This window comes from Gardnerella sp. c12Ub_1 (assembly GCF_055804375.1).
Genome location: NZ_JANUZC010000001.1, coordinates 1,425,242 through 1,452,009 on the forward strand (window position 1 = coordinate 1,425,242; position 26,768 = coordinate 1,452,009).

The following is a 26,768-nucleotide window of genomic DNA, read 5'->3' on the forward strand; positions in this document are numbered from 1 at the left end:
CGTTGGCGCGCACAAGCTGGAGGAGGTGATTGCTGTGAAACATGACAGTACGGGTTGTAATCAAAGTTCTAATACTGCTAATACTGTTAACGCTGTTAGTGACGATTCAGACAGTGTTAGTAGTAGTACGGACGTTCCTCCTGAATATAAAAAGCCAGCAATCGCCGCCAAAATACTTGCGTTTAGTGATTTAGTGATTTAGTGATTTAGCTGATTAGGCTTACTAGCTTTATTGGGCTTATTAGCCTTATTAGTATTACGCAAAATAGTGGTGATAAGCGGCTCTCAAAGAAAATACGCGTTACCAGAGGACTTATCATGACAATATTTACAACATCTGGAAAAAGTAGTGCCAGCGCGCAAGTAGACGAAAACACTCGTTTTTGGTCCGACATTATTGTGTGCGTTGGCATAATCGCGCTTTTTGGAGTAAGCGCTTTCCTTTTGCAGCGCATTAACCAGCCGATTGGACCTAGTGGCATACCTTCCGCGGTTTCAACAGACCTTATTAATTTGCCTTACTACACGCTTAGATCCGTGTTCCGCATGATGCTTGCGCTTATAGCATCGCTGATTTTTACGATTATTTACGGATCTCTTGCAGCGCGCAGCCGTCGCTTAGGCAAGGTTCTTATTCCGCTGCTAGATATTTTGCAATCCGTTCCAATTCTTGGCTTCCTTTCGGCTACAGTAACGATTTGGCTTGTTATTTTCCCAGGATCGATGATGGGCGTTGAAGCCGCTTCGATTTTTGCGATTTTTACAAGCCAGGCTTGGAATATGACTTTCTCGTTCCACCGTTCGCTTTTAAGTGAGCCTAAGGAGTTAGACGAGGCAGTGCGCAGCTTGCAACTTACGCATTGGCAGAGATTCTGGGTGCTGGATATGCCAAACGCAATGATTCCGCTGCTTTGGAATTGCATGATGAGCGTTGGTGGCGGATGGTTCTTCCTTACTGCTTCCGAGATGATTTCCGTAAATAATCACACTTACGCGCTTCCTGGAGTTGGTAGCTTTGTTGCGCAATCTGCTGCAGAAAACAAGCTTGGAAATATTTGGTGGGCAATTTTATCCATGATTATTGTTGTGCTTGCAATCGACTTCTTCCTTTGGAAGCCTCTTACCGCGTGGGCAGAACGATTCCGCATAACGCAAAGCGCATCCGACGAAGAGCGAAAGAGCGCGATTTTAACGCTGATTCGTCATTCGCATGCCGACGAAGTTATTAGCAAGCTGTTTTCGCCTATTCGCGAGTGGCTGGAATTGGCTACGCGCCCATTTGGCCGCACGGGTGCAAAATGGCCTCGTAAAGCGTCTGCTCGCAAGCTTGGCGATTTAGTTTTTAACGTTGTAATGATTGTTCTAATTATTGCTGCGGCTGCACAAATGCTTTACTTTGTAGCAACTCGCACAGGTTTGCAAGAGTTTGTTACAGCTGGAGCGTTAGGCGCTTTGACTTTTGCGCGCGTTGCTGTGTTGATTTTTGTAAGCTCGCTAATTTGGGTGCCAGTAGGCGTGTACATTGGCATGAATCCTAAGATTTCTCGCATTATGCAGCCTGTTGTGCAAATCTTGGCTAGCTTCCCAGCAAACTTTGTGTTCCCATTTGCAATGATGTGGTTTATGGCTTGGCACATTGACCTTGGCTGGGGAAGTATTATTTTGATGGCGCTTGGCACACAATGGTACATTCTGTTTAACGTTATTGCAGGCGCTAGTGCGATTCCAGACGACTTAAAAGAGATGACAAGAAGCTTTAGATTAAATCGTGTGCTTAAGTGGAAGACTCTTGTTTTGCCTTCGATTTTTGGATCTTGGTGCACTGGCGGAATTACGGCCGCTGGTGGCGCTTGGAACGCTTCGATTGTTGCAGAGATTGTGGAATACGGCAAGAATCACATGGCAACTCAAGGTTTGGGCGCGTATATTACGAATGCAACAACCGTTGGTGACTCTGTAAAAACGCTTGTGGGAGTAACGGTTATGAGCTTAATAGTTGTGTTAAGTAATCGACTGTTCTGGTCGCCTTTGCAAAGGTATTCGGCAAAAAGATTCGTGTTGAATTAAGTGATTGATTAATCAATTGATTAATCGACTAATCAATCGACTAATCAATCGAATAAATCTATTAAACTACGGAAAATTAAACTTTTTAACTTTATAAAACAGATTGGCAAAATTATGAACACTTTGAACAAAAACGCGCAAAAGGCTGCGCAGTCTTCAATTACAAGCGACATTATTGACGCAAAGCACATAAGTCAAAGCTTTACGTCCGATAGCGGCACTACTCAGCACGTGCTTCACGACATATCGTTTACGCTGCGCGAGGGAGAGATCGTAGCAATTCTAGGGCGTTCTGGCGCTGGAAAGTCAACCTTCTTGCGAACAATGGCAGGCTTAATTCAGCCAACAGAGGGAACAGTTACGTATCGCGGCCGCGAGCTTACAGGGCCAAACCCAGGTGTTGCAATTGTTTTCCAAACATTCGCACTTATGCCGTGGCTTACTGTTCAAGACAATGTGGAGCTTGGTTTGCGCGCTAGAGGAGTTAGCAAAGAAAAGCGTACGGAGCTTGCGCTTGCTGCAATCGACGCAATCGGCTTGGACGGCTTCGAAACAGCGTATCCAAAGGAGCTTTCTGGCGGTATGCGTCAGCGCGTAGGCATTGCCCGCGCGCTTGTTTTGCGCCCAGACGCACTGTTTATGGACGAGCCTTTCTCTGCTCTTGACGTTCTTACTGCAGAAAATCTTCGCCAAGAAGTTCTTAAGCTTTGGTCTAGCGAAGAGCGCGATATTAAGTCCGTGCTAATCGTTACGCACAATATTGAAGAAGCTGTGCAAATGGCAGATCGCGTGGTGGTTTTGGGATCTCATCCAGGTCATTTGATTGCAGACGTGCAAGTTGATTTGCCTCGACCAAGAGACAAGCATAGTGCCGAATTTGAGGCGATGGTAGATAATCTTTATGCGATTTTGACTGGCTCTAACCCAGAAAGCGATCTTGAATCGCAAAATGCGGATTCGACGGAAGCTTCCGATTCGCCTAGTGCGGCTGCCGACTCTTTGCCAGCGGAGCAAACGGATGCGGAAGAAACTGAGGCTGCTGCAATCGCCGATATGCTTATTCAAAAGCATCACGATGCAGAGGTGGAAGCTAAGCAAAACGAAGAGCAAGCGGAATCTGGTGATCCTAAGCCAGAGCCAGTTGCTGTGCACTTGTTGCCGAACGCAACGCCAGGAGGCATGGCTGGTTTGCTAGACGTTATATCGGAAGAGCCGGATGGCATTGATTTGGCTGATTTGGCCGCGGATTTGTCGTTTGAAATCGATGATTTGTTCCCACTTGTGGATGCTGGAACAATGCTTGATTTGCTTACAGCAGAAAATGGTCATATTACGATTACGCAAGCGGGTCAAGAGTGGCATAATGCCGACATTTTGCACAGCAAGCAGGTGTTTGCGCGACTTGCGATTGAGCATGCGCCTCTTGTTCACGCGATTGATCAGGCTTTGAGCCGAAACCGCAACGGCAAGCTTCGCGGTGAGTTGATTTTGGATTTGCTTCGCAGTAAGCATACGGACGCTTTGGCTCGTCAGCAATTTGATATTGCGATTAGCTGGGGTCGTTATGGTGAGCTTTTTGACTACGATGCCGACGACGACGAGTTAACGCGTACTGTTGAAACAGCGCCGCTTAATGGCGTTGCGTGATAAAATAGTGCGAAATAGTGCTAAATAATGTCCATTATTGAGCATAAATTTATGTTCGTATGCTTTCAATAAGCGGATGCCGCATAGTCTGCTTATTAGTAGTCTAGCCAGCTTTTGAAGATTGGCGGATGGAAGCCCCAAAAAGCAAACTTTTTGGGAAAGATTATTCAAAATAAAGTTAAAAAGTCAAAATTAAAATTAGACAATTTACTTTGATAAAACTTGCGCTGATATGCGGCGGCGATGGAGGAATTATTATGGTGAATGCTGTAGAAGCATTTGATGCTAAGCATCTTAAGGCTGCCGAAGAAATCCCAGCTTTCCGTCCTGGAGATACTGTTGACGTTAACGTTAAGATTCAGGAAGGCAACAACACTCGTATTCAGACTTTTACTGGCGTAGTTATTGCTCGTAAGGGTGCTGGCGTTCGCGAGACTTTTGTTGTTCGTAAGGTTAGCTTTGGTACTGGTGTTGAGCGTCGCTTCCCACTTCATTCTCCAGCTATCGATTCGATTAAGCTGGTTCGTAGTGGTCGCGTTCGTCGCGCTAAGCTTTACTACTTGCGCGCTTTGCGTGGCAAGGCTGCTCGTATTGCCGAGCGTCGTGACAACAGCGCTGCTAAGTAAATTTATTTAGGTTAAGGATTTACATAAGGATTAATATGCATTCCGAAGACTTGCAAAATAGCGATAATCATATTGTTAATGTAGCAGGTCACGGCTTGAATCCTTCTCCTGTTCCACCCGAGCCAGAAGTCAAGCGTAATCTTGCTTCTGGCTTTGGTGTTATGAGTGTTTTTAATTTTGGCTCTAAGAGTGCTGGGGCTGGTACGCACTCTAAACATTGCAAAATCAGGGGAAATCACATTTCTGGTAATTGCGTGAATAATCGCGATTATACGAATTACGCTTTGCGTGGGAATAATTCGGAGCAAAATAATCGTCAAAATTCTCAAGAGCAAAATGGCTCTAAAGCAAGAACAGTAAAGCTTTTCAAAACTTCTTGGAAAGAGCTTATTGCTTGGTATCTTGTTCCTATTATTGTTGTGATTTTTTTGCGTATTTTTATTCTTGGCGTGTATTTTATACCGTCGGGATCTATGCTAGACACAATTCATATAGGCGATTACGTTGTTACATCTAAACTAACTCCTAGGGTTTTTCCGCTAAATCGTGGGGATATTGTTGTTTTTGAAGATCCAGCTAATTGGCTAAGTGGAGAAAGCAGCAGTGGTGGCATTCTTGCAGGCAAAGATTTAATTAAGCGTCTTATTGGTCTTCCTGGAGATACAGTTGAGTGCAAGGGAGATGGCGACCCGATTTTGGTTAATGGCGTTCCAGTTCTTGAATCTGCTTACATTAGACCAGGCGTAAGTCCGAGCGCGTTTGCGTTTAAGGTAAAAGTTAAGCCAGGTCACGTTTTTGTTCTTGGAGATAATCGCGCTAATTCCGCGGATTCTAGGTATCATAAGAACGATGGAGACGACGGTTTAGTGCCAATTTCTAAAATTGAAGGCGTTGCGTTTATGCGTTTTTGGCCACTTAATCGTATGGGTATTTTTGAAAATCACAGCGATGCTTTTGACGATGTAAAAGCCAAATCTGCAAATAAGTAGACGTAAGTAGACGTAATTAAGCATAAGTAGATATCGCAAATAAGTAGTGCAAATAAGTAGTTAAGAGTAGGCAAATTTGGCAATTATTCCATCTTTTGACTTTGAGCAAAACCTTATAAGCAGCGGATTTGACTGGGTTATTGGCTTAGACGAAGTTGGCCGCGGTAGTCTTGCTGGTCCTGTTATGGTTGGTGCAGCGCTTTTTAGTGCGCAAAAGATTAAATCGGGTAGTTTTCCGCAAGGTTTAGCGGATTCTAAGCTTCTTAATGCGCATAAGCGAGAGGGTCTACTGGATCCGATTGAAAATTGGTGCGATGCTTTTGCTGTTGGCTCTTGTACAAATCGTCAAATTGACGAGTGGGGTATTAGCTACGCTCTTGGTGTTGCTGCGATTAATGCAATTAACGATGTTCAAAATCGCATGCGCTCTAGCCTTAAAGATGCGCGGATTGCTGCGATTTTGGACGGTCCGTTCAATTACGTTGGCAAAGCTTTAGGTACTTTTGATGCGCCTAGTATGCAATTTTCTGTAAAAGTTCACACTTTAGTTAAGGCAGATCAAAAGTGTGCTAGTGTTTCTGCGGCTTCTGTTATTGCAAAGGTGACTCGAGATTCGTTGATGATTGATTTAGCGCAAAATCCAAAATATGCTGTTTACGATTGGGCGCATAACAAGGGCTATGGTTCTAAAGCGCATAGGGATGCGATTCTTGAGCACGGCGCTAGCGATTTGCACCGTTTGAGTTGGCATTTGGGGTAGTGCGCATTTTGTGTAGCTAGCAATCTACAATTCGGCGTGTTGATGCCTGGCGTTTAGCGTAATCTTATGTGTTGTAATAGGTAGCGAATCTGTGTGTTAGAGAGTGCTTGTAAAAGTGCATTTTACGGGTTTGAAAAGTGATTTATAGTGCTTTAAGAGTTTAGATGTTAGATGTGCTGTGAGTATTAGATTTGTTTGATGTTTGATGTTTAGATATTTAGATATTTAGATGTTTGGCTGCTTTTGTGTTTGTTTGCACTGGTTAAATGTGTTCGCTCTTATGCATAATATAACTACGTTGATTTTGTAGGTTTTATGAACAAGAAAAGGATAGTTAAATGATTAGTCGTTTCTTTGCTTTTGTTCCAGGTGTTAAACATCTGGTTGCCTTAAGAGCGGCGTGTCTTGCTATATCTTCTCTTGCAAACATCGGTTTTGTGTATGTTTGTGTTGGTATTCTTTCGCCTATTTTGATTCCAGCAAAATATACTGGTAAATCTTTGCTTAGCTCCGTTGAGTTAACGTCTTATTTGATTTCGCTTGTTGGTATTTTGATTATAAAATACATTGCTTTCCATCAATCTTGTATTTTTTCTACCGAGATTGGCACTCGCGTAGCTATGAAGCTTCGACCGAAGATGTTGCGATCTATGATTTCGCTCAGTTCGGCTAATCGTACTGATTCTGTTGAGTATTCTTCGATTTGCGTAAATGAAGATATTGCTTGGGTTCAGCGTTGGGCTGGTTTGCTTTTGCCGCAAATTTTTGCAGCTTTTCCTATGCCTTTTGCTGTTAGCATTGCGTTGTTCTCAATCAACACTTATCTAGCGAGTATTTGCCTCGTTGCGGCCGTTTTTTCTGCTTTAGCTCTTTGTACTGCGCTTTATAACGTTCGTGTTTTGTTGCGTTGTTTATGCGCTTTTTTGACGTATTTTATGGTTGCTGTTGCTGTTGTTTGCACGGTTTGGCTTCTTTCGGTTAGGTCTGTTGGTCTTCCTGCAGCAATGCTAACTTTGCCGCTGCTTATGTTAAGTGTGGATCCAATTCGCCGAGTTGCTAATTGCATGCATATTAAAAATCGTGCTGTTTTGGGGCTAAATAATATTGGCGATTTGTTCAAAAGTGTTGCTGCTAATGGTGGTTCTTCCAATAATTCATCTACTTTAGATTCCGATTTGGATTCCGATTTGGATTCCGAATATTCACAATCCGTGCTAGAAAAAATAGACAATAAGTCGTCTTTGAGTATTCCAGATGGCGCTAGCAACGTTTCTCTTCATGTTCGTTGTAATTTTGTTAAGAATAATCGTCCTTTGCGAGCATCCTTTAATGTTTCTAGTGGAAAACTGAATGTAATGCCAAGCGAGTATTACGATCTGGTTGCGCATAACGTTATTAATGGCGTTACTTTTAGCTCTAAATCAAACGTTGCGCTATCTTACAGTGATAGTTATGCTTTGCCTGATTTAGGTGTGGATTCGCCATTTGTGGCATCTGATTTTGGCGATATTGCTGGAAATCCTTCTTATATAACTCTAAATAATGTAGATCCTGGTGCGTTGGCAGATCTTGTAACGATTGTTCGCAAGAATAGTCACCTGTTTTCTGCCACTTTGCGAGAAAACTTATTGATGGCGTCTAAAAATGCTACTACAACGTCTATGTGGCAGGCACTTGGAGCCGCTCGTGCGGATGGTGTTGTTTACGCAGATTACAACGGTTTAGACTTGCGAGTAGAAAATATTCATGCCGAAAATAAGCAAGACATTCTTAGGCGACTTGTTATGGCACGCGCGTTGATTCGCCGCACGCCTGTATACATTTTTGACTATTCTTCCAAAGATATTAGCGCTAAAGAAGCTAAAAACTTATGCGATATTTTGCGCAAAATTGCCAAAAAAGCAACTATTCTTGTGTTTCTTCCAAGCGATAGCTACGCCACTAGTGCAGACAATTTAGTTAAAGTTAGTGTGTTTAGTGATTCGCGTGCGCGAGCTGCATCTGTAGGCGCACTAAGTGATGATTCAAATGGCGATTTGCGCGTGCAAAGTGGCGATGCAAGTAGCAATGAGCATGAAAATGAGCATGAAAATATTGCGCATAATAGTGGCAAAAAATCAAAAGTATCTTACTTAAAGAAAGCATTATTTGCCATTCTCAGTGCCTTCTCGACTGTAATAAATATTGTTTGCGCTTTGTTGATTCCTGTTTGCGCAATTGCAGCAATGTTTGCTATAGCAAGCAGACCGCTTTTTGGCTTAGGTGTTAAAGACTATGTTCTTGTTTTAGTTGTTTGTGCATGCTTAAGATGCTTAACGCTTGTTGCGTCTTTTGCAGGACTAGACCTTCATCACGCGCACTTACACAAGGCAGGTCTTAGTATGAGCGTTGGAATGATTCTTTCGATTATTCCAGCAATCGTTTTGCTAAGCTACTTTAGTGTTCAAATCGCGATTTTTGCGTCTGTGATTTGTTTGCTAATCGTGTTTGTAATCCCAGGATTGTTTAGCTTGAGCCTTAAAAGCTTTATTAATAAAGTTCATTTAGATCAAAAAATGGTTGAACTAGAAGTAGACGATGTAGAGCTTGGTTTGCAAGAAGTATTGGCCTTCCGTCAAGGAGATTATTGCGTTAAGCGAGTTGTTGACTCAATGCGAAAATTGGCTCAGCAACGCGTAAGATTATCGCGCAAAGTCGGCAGAATGCAAGCGATTCTTATGTCGGTTTCTCTTATTGGAATCGCAAACGCAATAATGCTTGTTTCTAGCACAATCCACCCGCTTGTAACTAAGAATCCGCAATGGAACGTTGTGTACGCAGTTATGGCAATCATTATTCTTATTAGCATTATTCAGCAAGTGCTCAACATTGTTATACGTCGTATTCCTTGGGTTGTAGATATTAATCATGCTGCGCAATCGTAGTAATCGTAGCGGTCGTAGTAACCGTAGAGTAGGTGATGCGCGCTATAGCAACGCTCCAATCTCTAGGAGCGTAACGTCTTTTATATGGCTTATTGCGCTCGCGATTCTTGTAGGCATTGTTATTGGCTTAGTTTTGCCTAAACTCAACCAAGATGTTGGGAATATTACTGGAGAATACGTTGCCAGTGGAGATGCTGCAGAAAAGCTTAGCAAGCTAAAAGTAGATAAGTCGCATGCTTCTGGATATAACAGAAGCGTTTTTGGGTATAGAACTACAGACGATGATAAAAACGGTTGTGATGTTCGAGAAGACGTTCTTGCGCGCGATTTAACGCATGTTCGCTTTAAGTACGCGGGATCTTGCAAAGTAGCGTCTGGGCTTTTACACGACCCATATACAGGATTAGATATTAACTTTGTACGAGGCAGAAAAACTAGCGCGCTTGTTCAAATTGACCACGTTGTGGCTTTAGAAAACGCTTGGCAATCAGGTGCTTGGAAGTGGAATCGCGCTAAGCGACTTAAGTTTGGTAACGATATGCTTAACCTTCTTGCTGTGCAAGGAGCAGCAAATCAAGAAAAAGGCTCTGCTTCTGCGGCCTATTGGCTTCCATCTAATAAGTCTTTTAGATGCGATTATGTAGCTAGGCAGATTGCTGTTAAATATAAGTACGATCTTAGTGTTACAAGCGCCGAAAAGCAGAGTATGGCTTCGACTTTGCACGGGTGTTCTGCGCAAGAGCTGCCTACAAAGTAGGGCTTTGAGCGGCGTTGTGTTGTTGCGCTGTGCAAATAAAAAAAGTGTGCAAACCAAAACTGATTTGCACACTTATTAGTCAACGTTAATATTAAAGGCTTAAAGCTATGTTAGGCTTCTAGGCTTCTAGGCTTCCCACTTAGTAGGCTCAATAACTTCTTTGCCACCCATATATGCTTGCATAGCTTTTGGAATGTCAATCGAACCATCTTCGTGCTGATGATTTTCCAAAATAGCAACAAGCCAGCGAGTAGTAGCCAAAGTGCCATTAAGCGTGCTAACTGGGCGAGTTCCGCCATCTTCTATGCGCTCGCGAACATTCAAGCGACGAGCCTGATACTCAGTGCAATTAGAAGTAGAAGTAAGCTCGCGGTAGCGACCCTGAGTTGGAACCCAAGCTTCGCAATCAAACTTGCGCGCAGCAGAAGAGCCAAGGTCGCCAGCAGCGGTGTCAATAATGCGGTAAGGCACTTCCACCTTAGCGAGCATCTCTTGCTCCATTCCAAGCAACTTTTGATGTTCTGCGCGAGAATCTTCCTGCTTGCAATAAACAAACATCTCTACTTTATCGAATTGATGCACGCGAATAATGCCAGAAGTATCTTTTCCAGCAGCACCAGCTTCTCGGCGGTAGCAGCTCGACCAGCCACAGTAGCGCAAAGCGCCATTACTTAAGTCAAGGATTTCATCCTCATGCATGCCTGCAAGAGCAACTTCGGATGTGCCAACTAGGTATTGGTCATCTGGTTCGCGAAGGCGATAAATCTCGTCTGCGTGAGAATTCAAGAAGCCAGTTCCGCGCATAACTTCTGGTCGCACAAGCGTTGGCGTAATCGCAAGCGTAAAACCATGCTCTTCTGCTTGGTCTACAGCCATTGTAAGCATTGCGATTTGCAAGCGTGCTACAGCTCCGCGCAAGAAGTAGAAGCGCGATCCTGCAACCTTTACGCCTCTGCGCATATCGATTCCAGCAACGCCAGTTCCAAGAGTTAAGTGATCCTTTGGCTCAAAGCCTTCTGCTGCAAAGTCGCGAGGTGTGCCAACCTTCTTAACAACAACGTAGTCGTCTTCTCCGCCTTCTGGAGCTTCGTCTTCTACAATGTTAGAAAGCTTCCACATTGCTGTTGTGTAGTCGGCAGTAGCTTGCTCGGATTGAGCCTTAAACTGTGCAACTTTTTGCGCTAACTCTTTTGTTTGTGCAATAAGTTCGGCTTTTTGATCTGCACTTGCGGCTGCTACCTTTTTGCCGATTGCTTTTTGATCGGCTCTAGCTGCCTCAAATGCCTTTAAGCTTGTGCGGCGCAAATCATCTGCGCGAAGCACTTCATCGACAAGTTCTACGGACTCGCCACGCTTGCGTTGCGACTCCTTAACTACGTCGGCATGTTCACGAATAAATTGGATATCAAGCATGTTTTCTAGCCTAGTGCCGCAAGGCGACAGATGATGCTAATAACTATAGTGCAAATGAGTACGTGTTCGTGTAAAATTTATTAAATCTTGTTTTAAGGAGTAAAAATGGCACTTATTCACGCTACTCAAGAAGATTTTGAGAAGATTGCAAGCACCAACGAGGTAGTTGTTGTTGATTTTTGGGCCACTTGGTGCGGTCCTTGCCGCGCTTTTGGGCCGATTTTTGAGCAAGTAAGCGCAAAATTTGAAGATGTTCCGTTTGTTAAAGTAGATATTGATCAGTCTCCAGATTTGGCGAGTGCAGCTGCGATTAAAGCGGTTCCAACAGTTATGGTTATTAAGCGCGGAGATGTTATTTATCGTCAAGCTGGCGCTTTGCTTCCAGCTGATTTAGAAGATTTAGTTAATCAAGCTAAGGCTTATGATCCTAGTAAAGATAATGAAGGTGATTCTGTAAACGAGTAAAGCGAATTTAATAAGAGTGTGAAATAATCGCAAGAACCTTGATTTTTAGCGCTTCTCTTTACGTAAGACTACAATTATATATACTTTGTGCAAAAAGTCGTATGACTAAAAGTTATATAACGAAAAGTCGTATAACGTTTTAGATTTACACTTTGCACTAACTTCTATCAAGGAGAGTTATGACAAGTCACAGAAAGAAAACTGTTACGCTTACTTCATTGAGCATGCGTCAATGGGCAAGAGTTGCAGTGATTTTCGTTAGTATTGTGGCTGTTGTAGTTCTTGGAGTTGTTTCTCGAAACTTTTATTCTGGTTCCAAATCAAATTCCGCAAAGTCTTATGTAACTGCCTATTCGGCTACAGATAGCGAAAATCAGGTTTCTCGTGGAGCATACAGAAACTCGCTCAACCCATCTAAAAAAGGCGCAACTTCTTATATTACTGTAAATATAAATGGCCATCATCGCGCGGTTTTTGGAACAGATTTTACAAACGTTAAGTCCGTTTTAGAAGCGGGAGACATAACTTTGGATTCGCACGACGTTGTTACGCCGTCTCTTGATTCAAAGGTTAGCGAATCTACAGTTATAACTATTAAGCGCGCTGGTGCAAAGCTTGAAACTTCCGACGAGCCTATTGCTTTTAATACGGTTAAAAAAGAGACATCGGCTCTTCCAAAAGGTACAGAAAAGGTTAAAGATCAAGGTGCGCCTGGCGTTATGGAAACGAGCAAAATCGTTACGCGTGCAGGTAAGAAGATTGTGTCTTCCAACGTTTTTGTGTCTTTTGTTAAGCAAGCTCCAAAAGATAGGGTTGTTCTTGTTGGAACTGGCGGCGCTAGTGTAGATTCTGCTTCTGCTGAGTCTATTGGAACCACAGTTCCAGCTGGCGAGATGCAAGAGTGGGCGCATTCGTGGCTGCTTTCGAATGGATACAGCGAGGCTGATTTTACTGCTACTGTGTTTATTATCTCGCATGAATCGGGTTGGCGCGTAAACGCTATGAATCCTTCTGGCGCGTATGGCTTGCCTCAAGCTTTGCCTGGAAGAAAGATGTCTTCTATGGGAGCCGATTGGGCAACTAATTATCAAACTCAGCTTCGTTGGTTCTGGAATTATTGCAATGGTCGTTATGGCTCTATTCAAGGCGCCTACAGGCATTGGCTATCGCACAGAAGCTACTGATTTGACTTGTAATTATTTTTTCGAGAATCGTTGGGTTATAGAGAATCGTGGGTTTTTAGTTTTGTAAACAACATAGTTTTGTAAACAACAAACTCACGGAGTAGTCTTATAGCTTGTTTTAAGGCGATTATTGTAGAGTCGAGTATATTTCTTGATTTTGCAATAATCGCTGATTATTTTATGCGTGTTTTGCAAATATGGAAGGAAGTTTAAGTGACAATATTGCCTAGAAAATCATGGTTTAATAAGAGTAGTGACTCTGTTAGCAAGTCTTATAAATGCAAGCCTTTTGGGAATTTGCGTGAACTTAGCCATGCTCTTGTTGGTGAGCAGGCGTATAAGAACAATCGTCTTACTCGAGCAGCCTTGGTTTCTTTGGCAATTCTAACTTTTATAACGTTTATTGGTAATTTTGCGCAATTGCAACTTACGGCCGCGCTGCCAACTATTGTGCACGAATTTAACATTAGTGTTACTACAGGTCAGTGGCTTACGTCTATTTTTCAGCTGATTATGGCCATTATGGTGCCGCTTACTGCGTTTTTAACTAGACGATTTTCCACGCGTCAAATCGTTATATCGTCTATGATTCTTTTTACGCTCGGCTCGATTATGGCATGGCTTAGCAATGACTTTATTATGGCGCTTGTTGGTCGAACTTTAGAGGCGATCGGCACGGGCGTTATGTGGCCAGTGTTGCAAATCACCGTGTTTTCCGTGTACCCAGTAACACGGCGAGGAATGGCAATGGGCAGCGTTGGAATGGCTATGAGCATTGCGCCTGCAATCGGACCAACTGTTGGAGGCATGCAAACCGATTTTAATGGGTGGCGTTCAATTTTCTTGTCGCTTAGTATTATTGGCGTAATTTCTATTGTTCTTTCTGCGTTCTTCTTGCACAATTTTGGCGAGCAAGATCGCAGCGCCAAAGCCGACTTTTTCTCCGTTGGGCTTTCGATTATTGGCTTCGGTGGCGTTATGTTTGGCTTTACAAATATTGAAGCGTACGGAATTGCTAGCGCGTTTTCTTGGGCGCCTATGCTTGTTGGTGCGTGCGGAGTGGCGTGGTTTGTTGTGCGACAATTGCGCGCGCATGCGAGCGGTAAGCAACCGTTACTTGGCATTAACGTTTTGAAAAATCGCTATTTTACAGTTGGAACGGCTTGCGCATGCTTAACGTTCTTTGCGTTTAGCTCGATTATGGTTGTTATTCCGCTTTATATTCAGTCTGATCGCGGTTTTTCTGCCACTATGAGCGGCCTTGTGCTTTTGCCTGGCGCGTTTGGAATGGCCATTTCGCAATACTTTGGCGGGCGCATGCTGGATCGTTTTGGCGTGCGGCCAGTGGCAATGGCTGGCTCGTTGATTTTGCTTTTTGGCACAGTCATGATGAGTCTTATAGACATGCACACGTGGATTTGGTGGATTTCTATTTGGCAATTTACGCGTCAAATCGGCATGGGTTTCTTGCTTATGCCTGTTACAACTTGGTCATTAAACTGTTTGCAACAAAGCGAGCTTGGAGACGGGTCGGCTGTGACTAACACAATGCGCCAGCTTTGGGGTGCGATTGGTGCGCCTGTGCTTGTTGTAACAATGGCCACTTTTACGCAATGGCATCACTTGCTTACGGGAGTCGGAAGTGCGGATAACGTTGCAGCTAGTATTTTTGGCGTTCAATGGACTTTGAGAATTAGCGCGATTATTACGGCTATTATGGCTTTGATTGTTATTTTTGGCGTTAAAGGAGAAGGCGCTGGTTCGGCGCATCAGCTTGCGCGCAGGGCGATTGACCGTATGCGCGTTTTGCACATTCCGCACGCATCGGAGCATAAAGACGTTATGCACGATCATACGCATCATCAATACTGATATCTTTGCGCGCGCTTAGACCGCGTGCGAGTCGACGATTTCGAGCTGCATAATGCGCGGGCGCGACGACCTGCCTTTTCGCTTAAAGCGTAGCGCGAATCGACGATTTCGAACTGCATAATGCGCGAGAAATCACCTCGATTCGCTGAGCCGCTCAAAACAGAAGCATTGCTTCTGCGCTGCGAAGGCGTGAGCGCGCTGTAACGCGCGAACGACATTCTCTGCTTGGTGTTGTAGGAGGGCTGGCTAATTCTTGTCTCACAACGCTCCGCCTCTTACGTGTTGTCTTGTGTTGCGGTTGTTCCGTTTTGGCTTTGATTTTGTTTTTTGTGTTGAGGTTTGTTTGTAGGGTTAGTCATTGGATTATTTGGTATCGGCTGCCGCTCTTATACTGTTCGACCAAGAATCACCCAGACCTCTTGCATGCTTAAACTTTTGCGTGGTTTTTATCACCGAGATTCTCGATTTTTCTTCTTCATTCGATGAATCACCATTTCATGCTGAGGTTCATCTCATTCAGGGCGAAAAATCTCGAATCTCTACAGTGCTTGGTAACGCGCACTTTTTACAAGCATTTGTTCGTTTTGCCAGATTTTATGTGATTTTTGTTAAATACATAACGTTTTGAGCCTAGAAACGCTCATCTGCGTTTGTTTTTTGCGTTTACTTGTGCGATAATGTTCACATGATTTCTTCACAGCGTCAACAATTGATTTTGAGCCGCCTTCGCACCAGGGGGGCCGTGCGTATTACCGCTCTTTCTAAGGAACTCGCCGTTTCTGCAATGACAATTCGCAGGGATATTGCGGAGCTTTCGGATCGCGGTCTTCTAAAACGCGTGCACGGTGGTGCTGTTACAACTAACACGCTTCTTTCAGAGCCGCTGTTTTCCGTAAAGTCGCAGATGGATATGGGTCTTAAGGATGCAATCGCCACTAAGGCGGTGGATTATGTTCAGCCAGGGGATGTGATTGCAATAGGTGGCGGCACAACCGCATACGTATTTGCACAGCATCTTCTTGAGTCTCGCAGGGCGTCTGGAATCACGATTTTAACAAATTCGATTCCAGTTGCGGAGCTTGTTCAAGCGCTTGAATCTAAAGATATTGAGGTTATTGTTACTGGCGGTGTGATTACGCGTTCCAACTCGTTGGTTGGGCCTATTGCCGATAAAGTTGTTTCGTCTTTGCGCGTAAACACAGTATTTTTGGGCACGCATTCCGTTAGTTTGCCGCGTGGATTCCTTATGCCGAATTCGTTGGAAGCTGCTACCGATATGGCTTTGATGGATATTGCGGATCGCACGATTATATTAACGGATCACACAAAGTGGACTTGCACATCGCTTTCGCTTTTTGCGCGATTTGACCAAGTTGACACGGTTATTACAGACGATTGCTTAGATGCTGATTCGCAGCTTCGCACTCGCGAGTTGGTTAAGAATCTAGTTCTTGCGCCAACAGTTACTGGTGAATAGCTTGCGCGACGACCTGCCTTTTCGCTTAGAGCGTAGCGCGGTTTCCTTGCTTGGTGTTGCGCGAGGTTTGAGTATTTCTCTCCTCGCAAGTCCCGTCGCTACGCTCCTCTTTTATTGCTCGTATAGAAATACATCAAACCTTCTGAATGTCTAGAACAATTGCGTAGCTTTCATCACCGAGATTCTCGATTTTTCTTGCTACTTCAGCGAATCACCATTTCATGCTCCTTCAAAGCGTGATTTGGCTTAAGGCATAAAGTCCAGTGGACTTTACATGCCAAATCAGCCGAACGGCTACTAATAGCCGTGAGGAATAGCGCGCTTAGACCGCGCGAACGAAACGCTTCATCCGCGGCGAAAAATCTCGAATCTCTACCGCTCTTGATGCGGTCAGCGAGAGCGATTTTTCCGCTTTTTGTAGCTCTAAACGGCGTGTCTAACAACAAAAAGCGTCTACTGGTTTATCAAACTGCTTTTAGGCATAGTTATACTTGTTTCTAAAGTATATTTGTCTATAAAAGATGGTGTTATCTCTTCTCTGGAATTCGAATAATTTGCAGCGTAGGCCGCAATTTCTGCTGCTTGGTTTGTAGTGTAACCATATAGCATATATGCTGCTAGTGCTGATACAAAAGCATCACTGCAGTTGCTATACTTCTCGATGTTGGGTTCGTTGCTATTTACTATTTTTTCTTCTTTGTAATCAGATAGTAAGTATCCTTTATGCAGCATATTTATAATTACTGTTTTTACGCCTTTATTTATAAAAGATGAGGATTTTTCTTTTGCTATTTCCTCAATTCGATCAGTGTTTTTACTATCTATATTCGTAAATAAAATATCTATTTTATCTATTATTTCTTTCGGTATGTTTTCGGATGAAACATGATTGAATATGATTTTTGCGCCAACTTTTTTAGCGATTTTGCACGCAGATATTATTGCATCGACAGGTATATCTGATTGAATTATGCAATATGCTGTGTTTTCAAACAAATTAGCTCTATCTTGTATGTTTGATTGATTTAATGTGCTATTTGCGCCAGATATTACAGATGTTATTGAATCCCCGCAAGCGTCTACTAATGTGTACGCTTTTCCAGTGTGAGATTCATGTTTGCGTATTACGCCAGATGAATCTATTGCCCATTGTGAAAGTGTTTTATATATTTTGTCTGCATCCAAGTCGTATCCAACATTTCCTATTAGGGTTACACGTTGGCCAAGGTTAGATACTGCTATAGCTTGGTTTATTGCGCTACCGTTTGGATAAGTTTTAGAAGTTTGAACATTAATGCTTTCATTTTTACTTGGCAAATTTTGCACAGATAGGAATGTGTCTAGGTTAATAGATCCTATAATTGTTATCTTTTGTTTTCTTAGCTGAGACGGTGATCCTATAGTTCTTGTATTGTCCAGATGGAATTCTTGAACGAAAGAAGTCTTTGATTCATGTCTTTTTTCTATTTCGTCTATAAGCTTGCTGCACAAGTATGACCCAAAATCAGCGTTGCGGATTGTATATGTAGATATTTCAGAGTTTTTTGCCAATATAGGCTGTTCGTTTGTGTCATTTTTTATGGATACGAGTGACACGTCCTCGGGAATGCTTCTATTTAGAGAAGTCATTAACTGTTGAAATTCTAAAGCTTTTCTATAATGAGAAGACACGAGCGCAGTAATAGAGTGATCGCTTATTTTTTCTACTAATTTGTCGTTGAGGTCAAAAAATATTCTGCTTTCGTCAAAATCGAGGTGATGGTCAAATAAGCATGATTTGAATCCGTTAAGAAAATCTTTTGTTCTTCTTCCATCTGTCATTAAACATCCTATTGATGTGTGACCATGCGATATTAGTTGTTCCGTCAGTTTATATGCTGCATCTGAATAGGGCAATAATAGTGATTCGTCGCCTCCTATTGATCCAATAGTTAGCCATGGTATTTCGTGTTCAATTCCTTTTAATTTATTAAAGCTTTCTTTGCTTACTGGCTCCCATATAACACCGTCGATTTTGTGTTTGCTAAGCGCGCTTATATTTTTACTTTCTTGTTCTATGTTTGAATAGCTATTGAAAACTACTGTTCCATAGCCTGATTGTTGGGCTGTTTGTATTATTCCGTCTAAAGTTGTGTCAAAAGATATTGAAGATCTAAGAATTACTGCAATATGCCAAGTTTTTGATTGTGACGATATTTTTGCATATGGAGTGTAGTGATATTGTCGTATTACAGATAAGACGCGCTCGCGAGTTTCAGAACTGATTGAATCATCTTTACTGTTAACAATTTTTGACACAGTTGATGCTGAAACTTTGGATAATCGAGCTATGTCTTTAATGTTCATTTGATTCCTTCTTTTTTGTCTTCAAAGATATAGTTTATTCATAACTGTGCATTATTGACAATAAGTATTTATTATTCTAAGATGAATTATGAAAACTGTTTAGGAAACAATTTTCATACAGTGTTGTTTTGTTGAAATTTTGAAAGAATTAACAACTTTGCAAGACTTATCAACATTTTGTTGAAGGGTGGTGCATGATGGCAAAGAAGCTATTATTTATTGAGAATATTAAGAATCAATTCTCAACTAAATCGTTAGTTTTGATTCCTATTGCAGTAGGTATAAATCTTATTGGCGGTACTCTATGCTCAACGCTAAAGCTCCCTCTGTTTCTAGATATGATTGGAACTATGGTAGTTGCCTGCTTATCGGGACCGTGGGTTGCTGCCTTAACTGGGTTCTTAACAAATGTATTTTTAGCATTGGTGGCAAATCCGGTTAATTTACCTTATGCGGTAGTTAGCGTTTTATGTGGTCTTGTTGTTGGTTATATGGTTAAGGCAGGTTTATTCAAAAAGTGGTGGGGTGTTCTAATTGTTTGGGTTGTTGTAACCTTAGTAAACGCCGTTTCTGCATCACTTATAACAGTATTTGTTTTTAGTGGAGCAACTGGCATTAATGGAACCTCGGTTCTTACTGCAACGCTTGTTGTAGCAATGAAAAATATTTTTGCTTCTGTATTTTCATCATCAATTATTGAGAACCTATTAGATAAGGGAATTGCTGTTGCTGTTGCCTACTTTATTGTTAAAAAGGTGCCTAAGAGGTTCTTAAGTCAATATGCTGCAGGCAATTCAGATGATTCGGATAATTCTGATGAATCAGATGAATATGATGAAGATTCTGTTGATTAATTAGTTTTTTGGCAAAGAAGCTGATTTAACAATCTTGAATCAGCTTCATGGTTTTATGGTTTCATAAGTTTAACAAGGGAGTTATGTTGCAATGAGTGATAATAAAAGTTGTTTAACATGGCAGCGTTGCGATAATAATCCTGTTTCTATGCTGAATCCTATAACAAAAATAATTGCTATTTTTACTTTAGGAATCTCATCTATGGCATGGCCAGATCCTTGTCTAGGAATTGCATTTATTGTAGTTCTTTTTGTTGTAGCAATTATTGCAAGGATTGTTGTTCCATATGTAAAACTTATGTTTGGCTTTGGAATACCAATGACATTAATGCTTATGTTTATACAAGGGCTATATAGTCCCAGTAATAAAACCTTTATAGCGGATTTTGGATTTGCAAAACTTGGTCTCGAAGGAATGATTTATGCGGGAAGAGTAGTAGTTACTGTTCTAGTATTTTTGGGCAGTTTTTACATTATGAATAAAACTACTTATATAGGCAGTATGGTCGCTGCTTTAACTGGCATAGGTCTTCCTGCAAAAATAGGTTACTTAGTTTTAGCAAGCTTAAATGTTGTTCCGCAAATGCAAAGACGAATGTCTGTTATTAGCCAGGCTCAAAGCGCTAGAGGGTTAAAAATGTCTGGAAGTGCGATTGGTAGATTGCGTGCTCTAATACCTTTACTTGGGCCTGTTGTTTTAAGCTCTTTGACTGATGCTCAAGAGCGAGGAATGACATTAGAAACGCGTGGCTTTGGTGTAAATGGAGTAAAAAGAACAAGCATAGTAGAAGTCCAATGGAAAGTTTATGACTCAGTTTTGGCTTATATATTATTACTAATTCTTGCTATCTCTTTAGTCTTGTCTACCTGTTTCTATGTTGGAATTATTCCTTATTATGGGGGTCTAAAATGAATAATATTCTCTCCGTAAAAGATTTTTCATATAGATACAGCGGTAGTAAGAAAAGTGCATTAAAACATATAAGCTTTGATGTTAAAGAGGGAAGCTTTTTATGTATCATAGGCGCTAACGGATCTGGTAAATCAACATTATGTAATGCATTAGTTGGTTTAATACCGCATTATTTTGTTGGCAAATCTCGCGGGAAAGTGGTTGTTGACGGCAATGATGTTTCTTCTTCTAGTGTAGCTAAACTTTCTAAAACAATCGGTCTAGTATTTCAAAATCCGTTTAATCAACTTAGCTACACTTCGGGCACTGTTGCAGAAGAGCTTGCATATGGATTATGTAATCAAGGTGTTGCTCGTAAGGAGATGACCGAAAAAGTTATTCAAGTTGCAGAATTAATGCGTATAAGTGATATTTTAGACCGAAATCCTCTTGAGCTTTCGGGTGGACAGATTCAAAGAGTTGCATTTGGATCAACTTTTATTATGGAACCTAAGATTTTGGTTTTAGATGAGTGTACAACACAACTTGATCCACTTGGCAGCGAGGAGATTTTTGACATTGTAAAACGTCTTAATAATAGTGGCGTAACTGTGATTATGGTTGATCACGATATGGAGCGCGTTGCAAGGTGCGCTGATACTGTTATGGTACTGGATAATGGCGAAGTTTTTACAAGTGGATCGCCTTATGAAGTATTTACAAATCCAGATATTACTAATCACGGAATTGAACCTCCAGATTACGTAAAACTCGGTTTTGCTATTGCCAATTGCGGAGTAAATGTGACTAAAATTCCTATCACCGAAAATCAGGCAGTTGATCTTGTTAAAAGTAGCATACGTTCTAATAAAAGTGAGGTTAACTCATGAAGTTAGATGTTATCAATCTTGTGCACGAATATAAATCGGGGCACAAAGCGCTTGATGGTGTTTCTTTTAGCATTAGTAGCAATGAGCCTGTTGCAATAATTGGTCAAAATGGCGCTGGTAAAACAACGCTTGTTAAGCATTTTAACGGTATTCTTAAAGCAACTTCGGGCAAAGTCTTAATTGATGGGATAAATGTTGATGCTAAAGATACCTCTGAATGGGCTTGCGAAGTTGGGTATGTATTCCAAAATCCAGATGACCAGCTGTTTTTAGAGAGTGTTCGTAAAGAATTTTCGTTTGGTCCAGAACAAATAAAAATGGATTCAAAATTAATCGAAGAACGCATGGAATTAGTTTCAAATCTTGTTGGTCTTAACAATAAGTTAGATATTCATCCTTTTGACCTATCTTTAACAGAGAAAAAATTCTGCACTATTGGTGCAGTACTTATGATGGATCCAAAAGTCATTATTTTTGATGAGCCTACATGTGGTCAAGATGTTTTAGGAAATCTACGTCTTAAGAAGATTATAAAAACGCTGCAATCTCAAGGAAAATTGTGCATAACAATATCGCATGACATGAAGTTTGTTACGGAGAATTTTAGTCGAATAATTGTTATGCAGTCTGGAAGAGTTTTGTTAGATGGGCCAGCAGAGAAGGTGTTTTCTCAAACGGATATCTTGCGATTATCTTTTGTAACTCCTCCACCGATTACAAGAGTTGCGCAAAAAGTTGGTATGAATGGCACTCCATTTACTGTGCCAGCGTTTGTTGAATTGTTTAACAGTGAAAGGTGAATAATATGGCTGACGTTATTGTACAAATTTATGGAATTAGGACTGTGGAAGATGCGCGTATGGTTGTAAGTCTTGGCGCTAAGCATATTGGCGTAAGCTATGGGCATATTCAACATACTCCAGGTCAGTTGTCTTGCTCGCAAGCAAAAGAGATTTTTAATGGAGTACAACCAGGTGCCGTAAGAATTGGCTTAACGTGTTCGGAGAATATAGACGAAATTAGTGAAGACTTAAATTTAGCAATGCCAGATGTTTTGCATTTATCTGGAAACATAGAAGGTATAACTCCTGAACAAGTTGGTGAGTTAAAAAGTAGGTTTCCTGAGCTTCTTATTATGCAAGCTATACCTGTTCTTAAAGGCGTTCCTTTAGAAGAGCAAAAAGTTCTCCAATATGTTAAAGATTATGAAAAAGTTTCCGACTTCTTTTTAATAGACACAAAATCGCCAGATGCTAACGACATAGGCGCAACTGGAATTGAGCACGATAGGTCTATTGATAAGGAGATTATTGACTCTACATCTGTTAAATGCATTATTGCTGGAGGCCTTGATGCTTCTAATGTTGCTGATGCGATTCATGATACTAGCCCATATGGTGTTGACTCATTTAGTCTTACAAATTACAAAGATGAGCGTGCAAATACGTTGAGATGTAAGGATCCTGTAAAAGTGGAAGCTTTTATTAAGGCGGCGTTAAATGCATAATGTTATTGTTGTTGGCGATGCAAATGTAGATATTATAGTTCCTTATCCGCGATTTTTGAATGAGCAAAGAACTATTGTTAAGTATCCTGATGTATCTATTCAAGGTGGAGGTACTTCTGCAAATACTGCTGTTGCGCTTTCTAGATTAGCAGTTAATACATTTTTTGTTGGTTCTATAGGGAATGACCAATATGGTCGTTTTGTTTTAGATGATTTTGCTAAGGAAGGCGTTGACACAACCTATTTGCGCACGCATGCTGAGTTAAATACCGTTGGAGTGTTTGCGTTTGTAGATGAGTTTGGTGAAAGGTATTTGTGGGGTTGGCCAAGGGAGAGCCAATCCTTTAAGGTGCTAGATCTTGATGATCGCATTATGAATGCTGTTAGAAACTCTGATTGGATTCATTCTTCTGGTATGTGCCTTGTGTATAACACTTCTGCAAGAGATTCCATTACGCGCATATTTAGAGAGGCTTATAATCTCGGAATTCCTACTTCATTCGATTTGAATTTACGAGTTGATAATGGCGTATTAAATCCTGATTTTTATGATGCTTTGATGGGAATAATGCCATATGTAACTCATTTATTAGGTTCTGGTCCAGACGAGTTTTCTTATTTAGGAGATGATACATGGGAAAATAATGCAAAAGATTTATCTGTTAACGGACGTACAGTTGTTGCAAGAGATGGTGCAAACGGCTCTATAGGATTTAAGAATAGTAGCGTTATATCTGCTCCACCGTTCAATGTTGATGTTGTAGATACTATAGGTGCTGGCGATATTTATAACGCTGGTTACATAAAATCTATGTTGGATTGTTCTAATATTGAACGATCCTTACTGTATGGGAATGCTGTTGCTGCGTATTCAGTAGCGCATAAAGGTGCTAGGAATTCTCCTAATATCAATCAAATTAATGAATTTTTGTTGCATTATGATGTAAAAACTTTCAAATAACAATTGAGGTTATTGATTAATAAATAATGCAATAAATAATAAGTTACCAAACAATATGATAAGGAAGTCATTAATAATGAGTAATAAAAAGAAAGTAATTTTGGATTGTGATCCAGGTCATGATGATGCATTTGGAATAATGATTGCGGTTAAGCATCTTAATGTTCTAGGGATTACAACAATTGGCGGCAATAGCCCATTAGAAAATGTTACGACTAATGCAATTAAAATTCTTGAAGTTTTAGGCGAGGCAGATAATATTGGTGTTTACCCTGGGCATAGCTGTCCTATGGTTGCGCCTCTTGTTACTGCGCCTCAATTCCACGGTGTTACTGGTCTAGATGGTCCAGTTCTTCCAGATCCTGTTCATAAGCCACAGAATAAGCATGCTGTAGATTTTATTGTTGATACAGTTATGAGCACAGATGATGTAACTCTTATAGCTACAGGTCCGTTAACAAACATAGCATCTGCAATAAATAGAGAACCTAGAATTGTTGATAGAGTCAAAGAAATATGCATCATGGGTGGGTCTGTTACTTTTGGAAATTGGACTCCATCGGCAGAATTCAATATTTTTGTTGATCCAGAAGCAGCATCTAGAGTGTTTAATTCTGGAATTCATGTAAAAATGACTGGAATTAATTTAACTCGTCAATGCGATCTTAAAGCAGAGCATGTTGCTAAATTTAGGCAAATTGGAACAAAAGCAGCAATGTTAGCTGCTGATTTAACTGAATTCTTTATAGGAACATGTGCTGAAGAAACAAATCTAACAGGCGCAACAATGCATGATGCTTGTGCTGTAACATGGGTTGCTTTCCCTGAACTTATTAAGGCTGTGCCAATGCATATTGACGTTGAGCTTGATGGAAAGCTAACAAGAGGAATGACTGTATGTGATTACAGACATCTACGTGGCGAAAATCCAGCTGTTGATTTAGAGCGTACTCCAACTATGGAGCCAAGAGGTAAGGAACCTAACGCAGAAGCAGCTCTTGAGCTAGATTTCCCTGGATTTGTAGATATGCTTTACAAGACTCTTGAAAGTTATAACTAATTTAGTTTTAGAAACAGTATTAAGAAGCGCTATTTAGAAACATTGTTCATTATTAACAATCTATAAAGAAAGGGCTTGGGATGAGGTATAAATTAATCCTTTGGGATTTTGATGGAACCATAGCCAGTACAAGCGAAGACGTGTGGCGTTCCATAAACTATGCCGCATGTGCTTGTGGGTCTAAGCTTCCTGAAGGATTTATATCTAATAGTTCTAATTTGAGTAAGTCAACATTAGAAATATTTAAGTGCCTCATCCCATATCCTGGATTTGAATTTTATAAAAAATTCGATTCAGATATTAGTAATCATTATAGGAATTTAAATAATTTTCATAGTACGCACATGTATGCGGGTATTGCTCGGCTTATTTTGAAACTTAAAAAATGCGGAGTAATAAATGCAATAGTTACGAATAAGCCATTGGTTGCATTGGAAAAGATTTTGAATATAAAAAAATGGATTGAGCTATTCGACAGTTGGATTTCTCCAGATTCTTTGTATTCTGAATCGAAAGTTTATATGAGCAAGAAAGAAATGATCTCTTTAATGATTAGTAAATATAATATTAGCCCTTTTGATTGTGTATATATTGGAGATTCCTATAGCGACGTTGAGTCTTCTAGAGAAAATTGTGTTGATTGTATTGCTGTATCTTATGGAGACGGTGAAATCTCTGCATTGAAGTTGGCCAGGCCAAAGTATTTAGCTAATTGCGTAAATGACATTTCTTCAGTTCTATTTTCTTCTGATATTGCAAATGAAGAAAGAAACTCTTTGCTGGAGGTTCGGTAATCATGATTAATAATTTTGATCTTTGCATTGGAACTAAGTTTGTGTTTGGCAGGAATGCTCAATGTAAAGTTGGAAAAGAATTAAAAGATAGAGGTATATCCAAGGTTCTTCTTCATTATGATGGGGGAGAATACCTTTCACATATTCTTTTTGATATTAAAAATAGTTTGCATAAATACAATATTGATTTTGTTGATCTTGGTGGAGTTGAGCCAAATCCGAAGCTATCGCTAGTTAGAAAAGGTATTGAAGTTGTAAAAAATAATTGCATTGATGGCATCGTTGCAATTGGAGGTGGTTCGGTAATTGATTCTTCTAAAGCTATAGGTATTGGAGCTGCTGGTAATTGTGATGTATGGGATTATTTTACTGGGTTTGCGAAAGTAAAGTCTAGTTTGCCAGTGTTTTCTGTGCTTACTTTGCCTGCGTCGGGTAGTGAATCAAGCAAAGTAGTGGTTATAAATAATGACTCTGAGCATCTTAAGCTGCTTATATCTAATACAATAGTCAGACCTGTTGTTGCTTTTATGAATCCAGAGCTAACTCTTAGCGTTCCAGCATATCCAACAGCATGCGGAATAGTAGACATGTTTAGTCATATTTGCGAAAGATATTTTAGCGATGATAACGATTTCGGGGTAGTGGATTCAATGTGCGAGGGCGTTCTGCGCACTCTAATTTCCATAGGTCCGCGCTGTTTGGAAAATCTGGAAAACTATGATTTGCGTGCGCAGATTATGTGGATTTCAACAATTGCTCAGAATAATACTTTTAGTATTGGTCGCAATGAAGATTGGTCTACGCACACGTTAGCGAATGAGATTAGTGCTCTATATAACACTCCTCATGGTGCAACATTATCTATAATCATGTGTTCATGGATGAAGGTTGCTTCTAGCAAGAATGCTAAGAGATTTGCTAGATACGCAAAAGAAGTGTTTGGCATTTCTACTGAAGCAAATGTTAGCACTGTAGATAGTGAATCTTATTTAGCAAATAAGGGAATTTTGGAAACTGAAAAGTTTTTCAAATCCTTAGGTATGCCTACGAGTTTTGAAGATGCGGGTTTGCCAAAAGATGGAATCGATAAGATGCTGAGTCAAATTGAGTTCTTTGGTGAAGATAATTCTATAGGTTCCGTTGCAAGGCTAAATCCAGATGATTGTAAAAAAATATATCAGCTTTCTATGCATAGGAAAATCTGTTAGAAAATTCGTTTTTTAGTGGGTATTGCTGATTTAGCTGATTTATAAGTAAATGTTGTTGACATAAGTCAAATGAAG

General features: G+C 40.8%; 23 protein-coding genes. 21 read left to right on the plus strand and 2 right to left on the minus strand.

Annotated elements, in window-relative coordinates; translation table 11 throughout:
• The first annotated feature begins 34 nt into the window (after positions 1-34).
• The 8 genes from NYP65_RS05695 to NYP65_RS05730 all read left to right on the plus strand — a co-directional run bounded on the left by NYP65_RS05695 (position 35) and on the right by NYP65_RS05730 (position 9,770).
• Positions 35-202 (plus strand): hypothetical protein, encoded by a 168-nt coding sequence (locus NYP65_RS05695; protein ID WP_240612198.1) that lies wholly within the window; start codon positions 35-37, stop codon positions 200-202.
• Between the two features lie 116 nt (positions 203-318).
• Complete coding sequence (locus NYP65_RS05700; protein ID WP_004131741.1) at positions 319-2,067, plus strand: ABC transporter permease; 1,749 nt, start codon at positions 319-321, stop codon at positions 2,065-2,067.
• A 114-nt stretch (positions 2,068-2,181) separates the two neighbouring features.
• The gene (locus NYP65_RS05705) at positions 2,182-3,714 is read left to right on the plus strand and encodes an ABC transporter ATP-binding protein (protein WP_473410741.1); all 1,533 of its coding nucleotides are present in this window, start codon (positions 2,182-2,184) and stop codon (positions 3,712-3,714) included.
• 257 nt (positions 3,715-3,971) lie between these two features.
• On the plus strand, positions 3,972-4,340 hold the full coding sequence (gene rplS, locus NYP65_RS05710) for a 50S ribosomal protein L19 (RefSeq protein WP_004127473.1): 369 nt from the start codon (positions 3,972-3,974) through the stop codon (positions 4,338-4,340).
• Between the two features lie 35 nt (positions 4,341-4,375).
• On the plus strand, positions 4,376-5,329 hold the full coding sequence (gene lepB / locus NYP65_RS05715; RefSeq protein ID WP_427898037.1) for a signal peptidase I: 954 nt from the start codon (positions 4,376-4,378) through the stop codon (positions 5,327-5,329).
• 76 nt (positions 5,330-5,405) lie between these two features.
• Complete coding sequence (locus tag NYP65_RS05720) at positions 5,406-6,089, plus strand: ribonuclease HII (protein WP_116285552.1); 684 nt, start codon at positions 5,406-5,408, stop codon at positions 6,087-6,089.
• A gap of 338 nt (positions 6,090-6,427) precedes the next feature.
• Positions 6,428-9,013, plus strand: a complete 2,586-nt coding sequence (locus NYP65_RS05725) for an ABC transporter ATP-binding protein (RefSeq protein ID WP_473410742.1) — start codon at positions 6,428-6,430, stop codon at positions 9,011-9,013.
• On the plus strand, positions 8,997-9,770 hold the full coding sequence (locus NYP65_RS05730; protein WP_415704470.1) for an HNH endonuclease family protein: 774 nt from the start codon (positions 8,997-8,999) through the stop codon (positions 9,768-9,770). The genes NYP65_RS05725 and NYP65_RS05730 overlap by 17 nt, the downstream gene beginning before the upstream one ends.
• Before the next feature lie 126 nt (positions 9,771-9,896).
• Here the strand turns inward: NYP65_RS05730 and serS are convergent, their stop codons facing one another.
• Complete coding sequence (gene serS, locus NYP65_RS05735) at positions 9,897-11,183, minus strand: serine--tRNA ligase (RefSeq protein WP_004131752.1); 1,287 nt, start codon at positions 11,181-11,183, stop codon at positions 9,897-9,899.
• A 105-nt stretch (positions 11,184-11,288) separates the two neighbouring features.
• On the opposite strand from serS, the gene trxA reads away from it, so the two are divergent.
• From trxA to NYP65_RS05755, 4 genes are all read left to right on the plus strand, one after another.
• A complete protein-coding gene (gene trxA / locus NYP65_RS05740; protein WP_018619632.1) occupies positions 11,289-11,648 on the plus strand; it encodes a thioredoxin in 360 nt (119 codons plus the stop codon).
• Between the two features lie 179 nt (positions 11,649-11,827).
• Positions 11,828-12,832 (plus strand): aggregation-promoting factor C-terminal-like domain-containing protein, encoded by a 1,005-nt coding sequence (locus tag NYP65_RS05745; protein WP_004131757.1) that lies wholly within the window; start codon positions 11,828-11,830, stop codon positions 12,830-12,832.
• Positions 12,833-13,045: 213 nt separating this feature from the next.
• Positions 13,046-14,704: an MDR family MFS transporter gene (locus tag NYP65_RS05750; RefSeq protein ID WP_415680947.1), complete on the plus strand. Its 1,659-nt coding sequence runs from the start codon at positions 13,046-13,048 to the stop codon at positions 14,702-14,704.
• A 685-nt stretch (positions 14,705-15,389) separates the two neighbouring features.
• The gene (locus NYP65_RS05755) at positions 15,390-16,181 is read left to right on the plus strand and encodes a DeoR/GlpR family DNA-binding transcription regulator (protein WP_016636371.1); all 792 of its coding nucleotides are present in this window, start codon (positions 15,390-15,392) and stop codon (positions 16,179-16,181) included.
• 453 nt (positions 16,182-16,634) lie between these two features.
• Here the strand turns inward: NYP65_RS05755 and NYP65_RS05760 are convergent, their stop codons facing one another.
• The gene (locus NYP65_RS05760; RefSeq protein ID WP_415702816.1) at positions 16,635-18,527 is read right to left on the minus strand and encodes a PfkB family carbohydrate kinase; all 1,893 of its coding nucleotides are present in this window, start codon (positions 18,525-18,527) and stop codon (positions 16,635-16,637) included.
• Positions 18,528-18,724: 197 nt separating this feature from the next.
• Between NYP65_RS05760 and NYP65_RS05765 the strand changes: the two genes are divergently transcribed.
• From NYP65_RS05765 to NYP65_RS05805, 9 genes are all read left to right on the plus strand, one after another.
• On the plus strand, positions 18,725-19,381 hold the full coding sequence (locus NYP65_RS05765; protein WP_032813263.1) for an ECF transporter S component: 657 nt from the start codon (positions 18,725-18,727) through the stop codon (positions 19,379-19,381).
• 91 nt (positions 19,382-19,472) lie between these two features.
• Positions 19,473-20,294 carry an energy-coupling factor transporter transmembrane component T gene (locus NYP65_RS05770; RefSeq protein ID WP_473410743.1) on the plus strand — a complete coding sequence of 274 codons (822 nt, stop codon included), beginning with the start codon at positions 19,473-19,475 and terminating at the stop codon, positions 20,292-20,294.
• Positions 20,291-21,163, plus strand: a complete 873-nt coding sequence (locus NYP65_RS05775) for an energy-coupling factor ABC transporter ATP-binding protein (RefSeq protein ID WP_004133372.1) — start codon at positions 20,291-20,293, stop codon at positions 21,161-21,163. Before NYP65_RS05770 ends, NYP65_RS05775 begins: the two co-directional genes overlap by 4 nt.
• Positions 21,160-21,963: an energy-coupling factor ABC transporter ATP-binding protein gene (locus NYP65_RS05780; protein WP_415702818.1), complete on the plus strand. Its 804-nt coding sequence runs from the start codon at positions 21,160-21,162 to the stop codon at positions 21,961-21,963. Before NYP65_RS05775 ends, NYP65_RS05780 begins: the two co-directional genes overlap by 4 nt.
• A gap of 5 nt (positions 21,964-21,968) precedes the next feature.
• A complete protein-coding gene (locus tag NYP65_RS05785) occupies positions 21,969-22,670 on the plus strand; it encodes a phosphoribosylanthranilate isomerase (protein WP_116689386.1) in 702 nt (233 codons plus the stop codon).
• Complete coding sequence (locus tag NYP65_RS05790) at positions 22,663-23,631, plus strand: carbohydrate kinase family protein (RefSeq protein WP_473410744.1); 969 nt, start codon at positions 22,663-22,665, stop codon at positions 23,629-23,631. Before NYP65_RS05785 ends, NYP65_RS05790 begins: the two co-directional genes overlap by 8 nt.
• Positions 23,632-23,707: 76 nt before the next feature.
• Positions 23,708-24,691, plus strand: a complete 984-nt coding sequence (locus NYP65_RS05795; RefSeq protein WP_032813262.1) for a nucleoside hydrolase — start codon at positions 23,708-23,710, stop codon at positions 24,689-24,691.
• Positions 24,692-24,771: 80 nt separating this feature from the next.
• Entirely contained in the window at positions 24,772-25,485 is a 714-nt protein-coding gene (locus tag NYP65_RS05800; protein WP_353938385.1) for an HAD family hydrolase, read from the plus strand.
• Positions 25,486-25,487: 2 nt separating this feature from the next.
• Entirely contained in the window at positions 25,488-26,693 is a 1,206-nt protein-coding gene (locus NYP65_RS05805; protein WP_473410745.1) for an iron-containing alcohol dehydrogenase, read from the plus strand.
• The last annotated feature ends 75 nt before the right edge of the window (positions 26,694-26,768 follow it).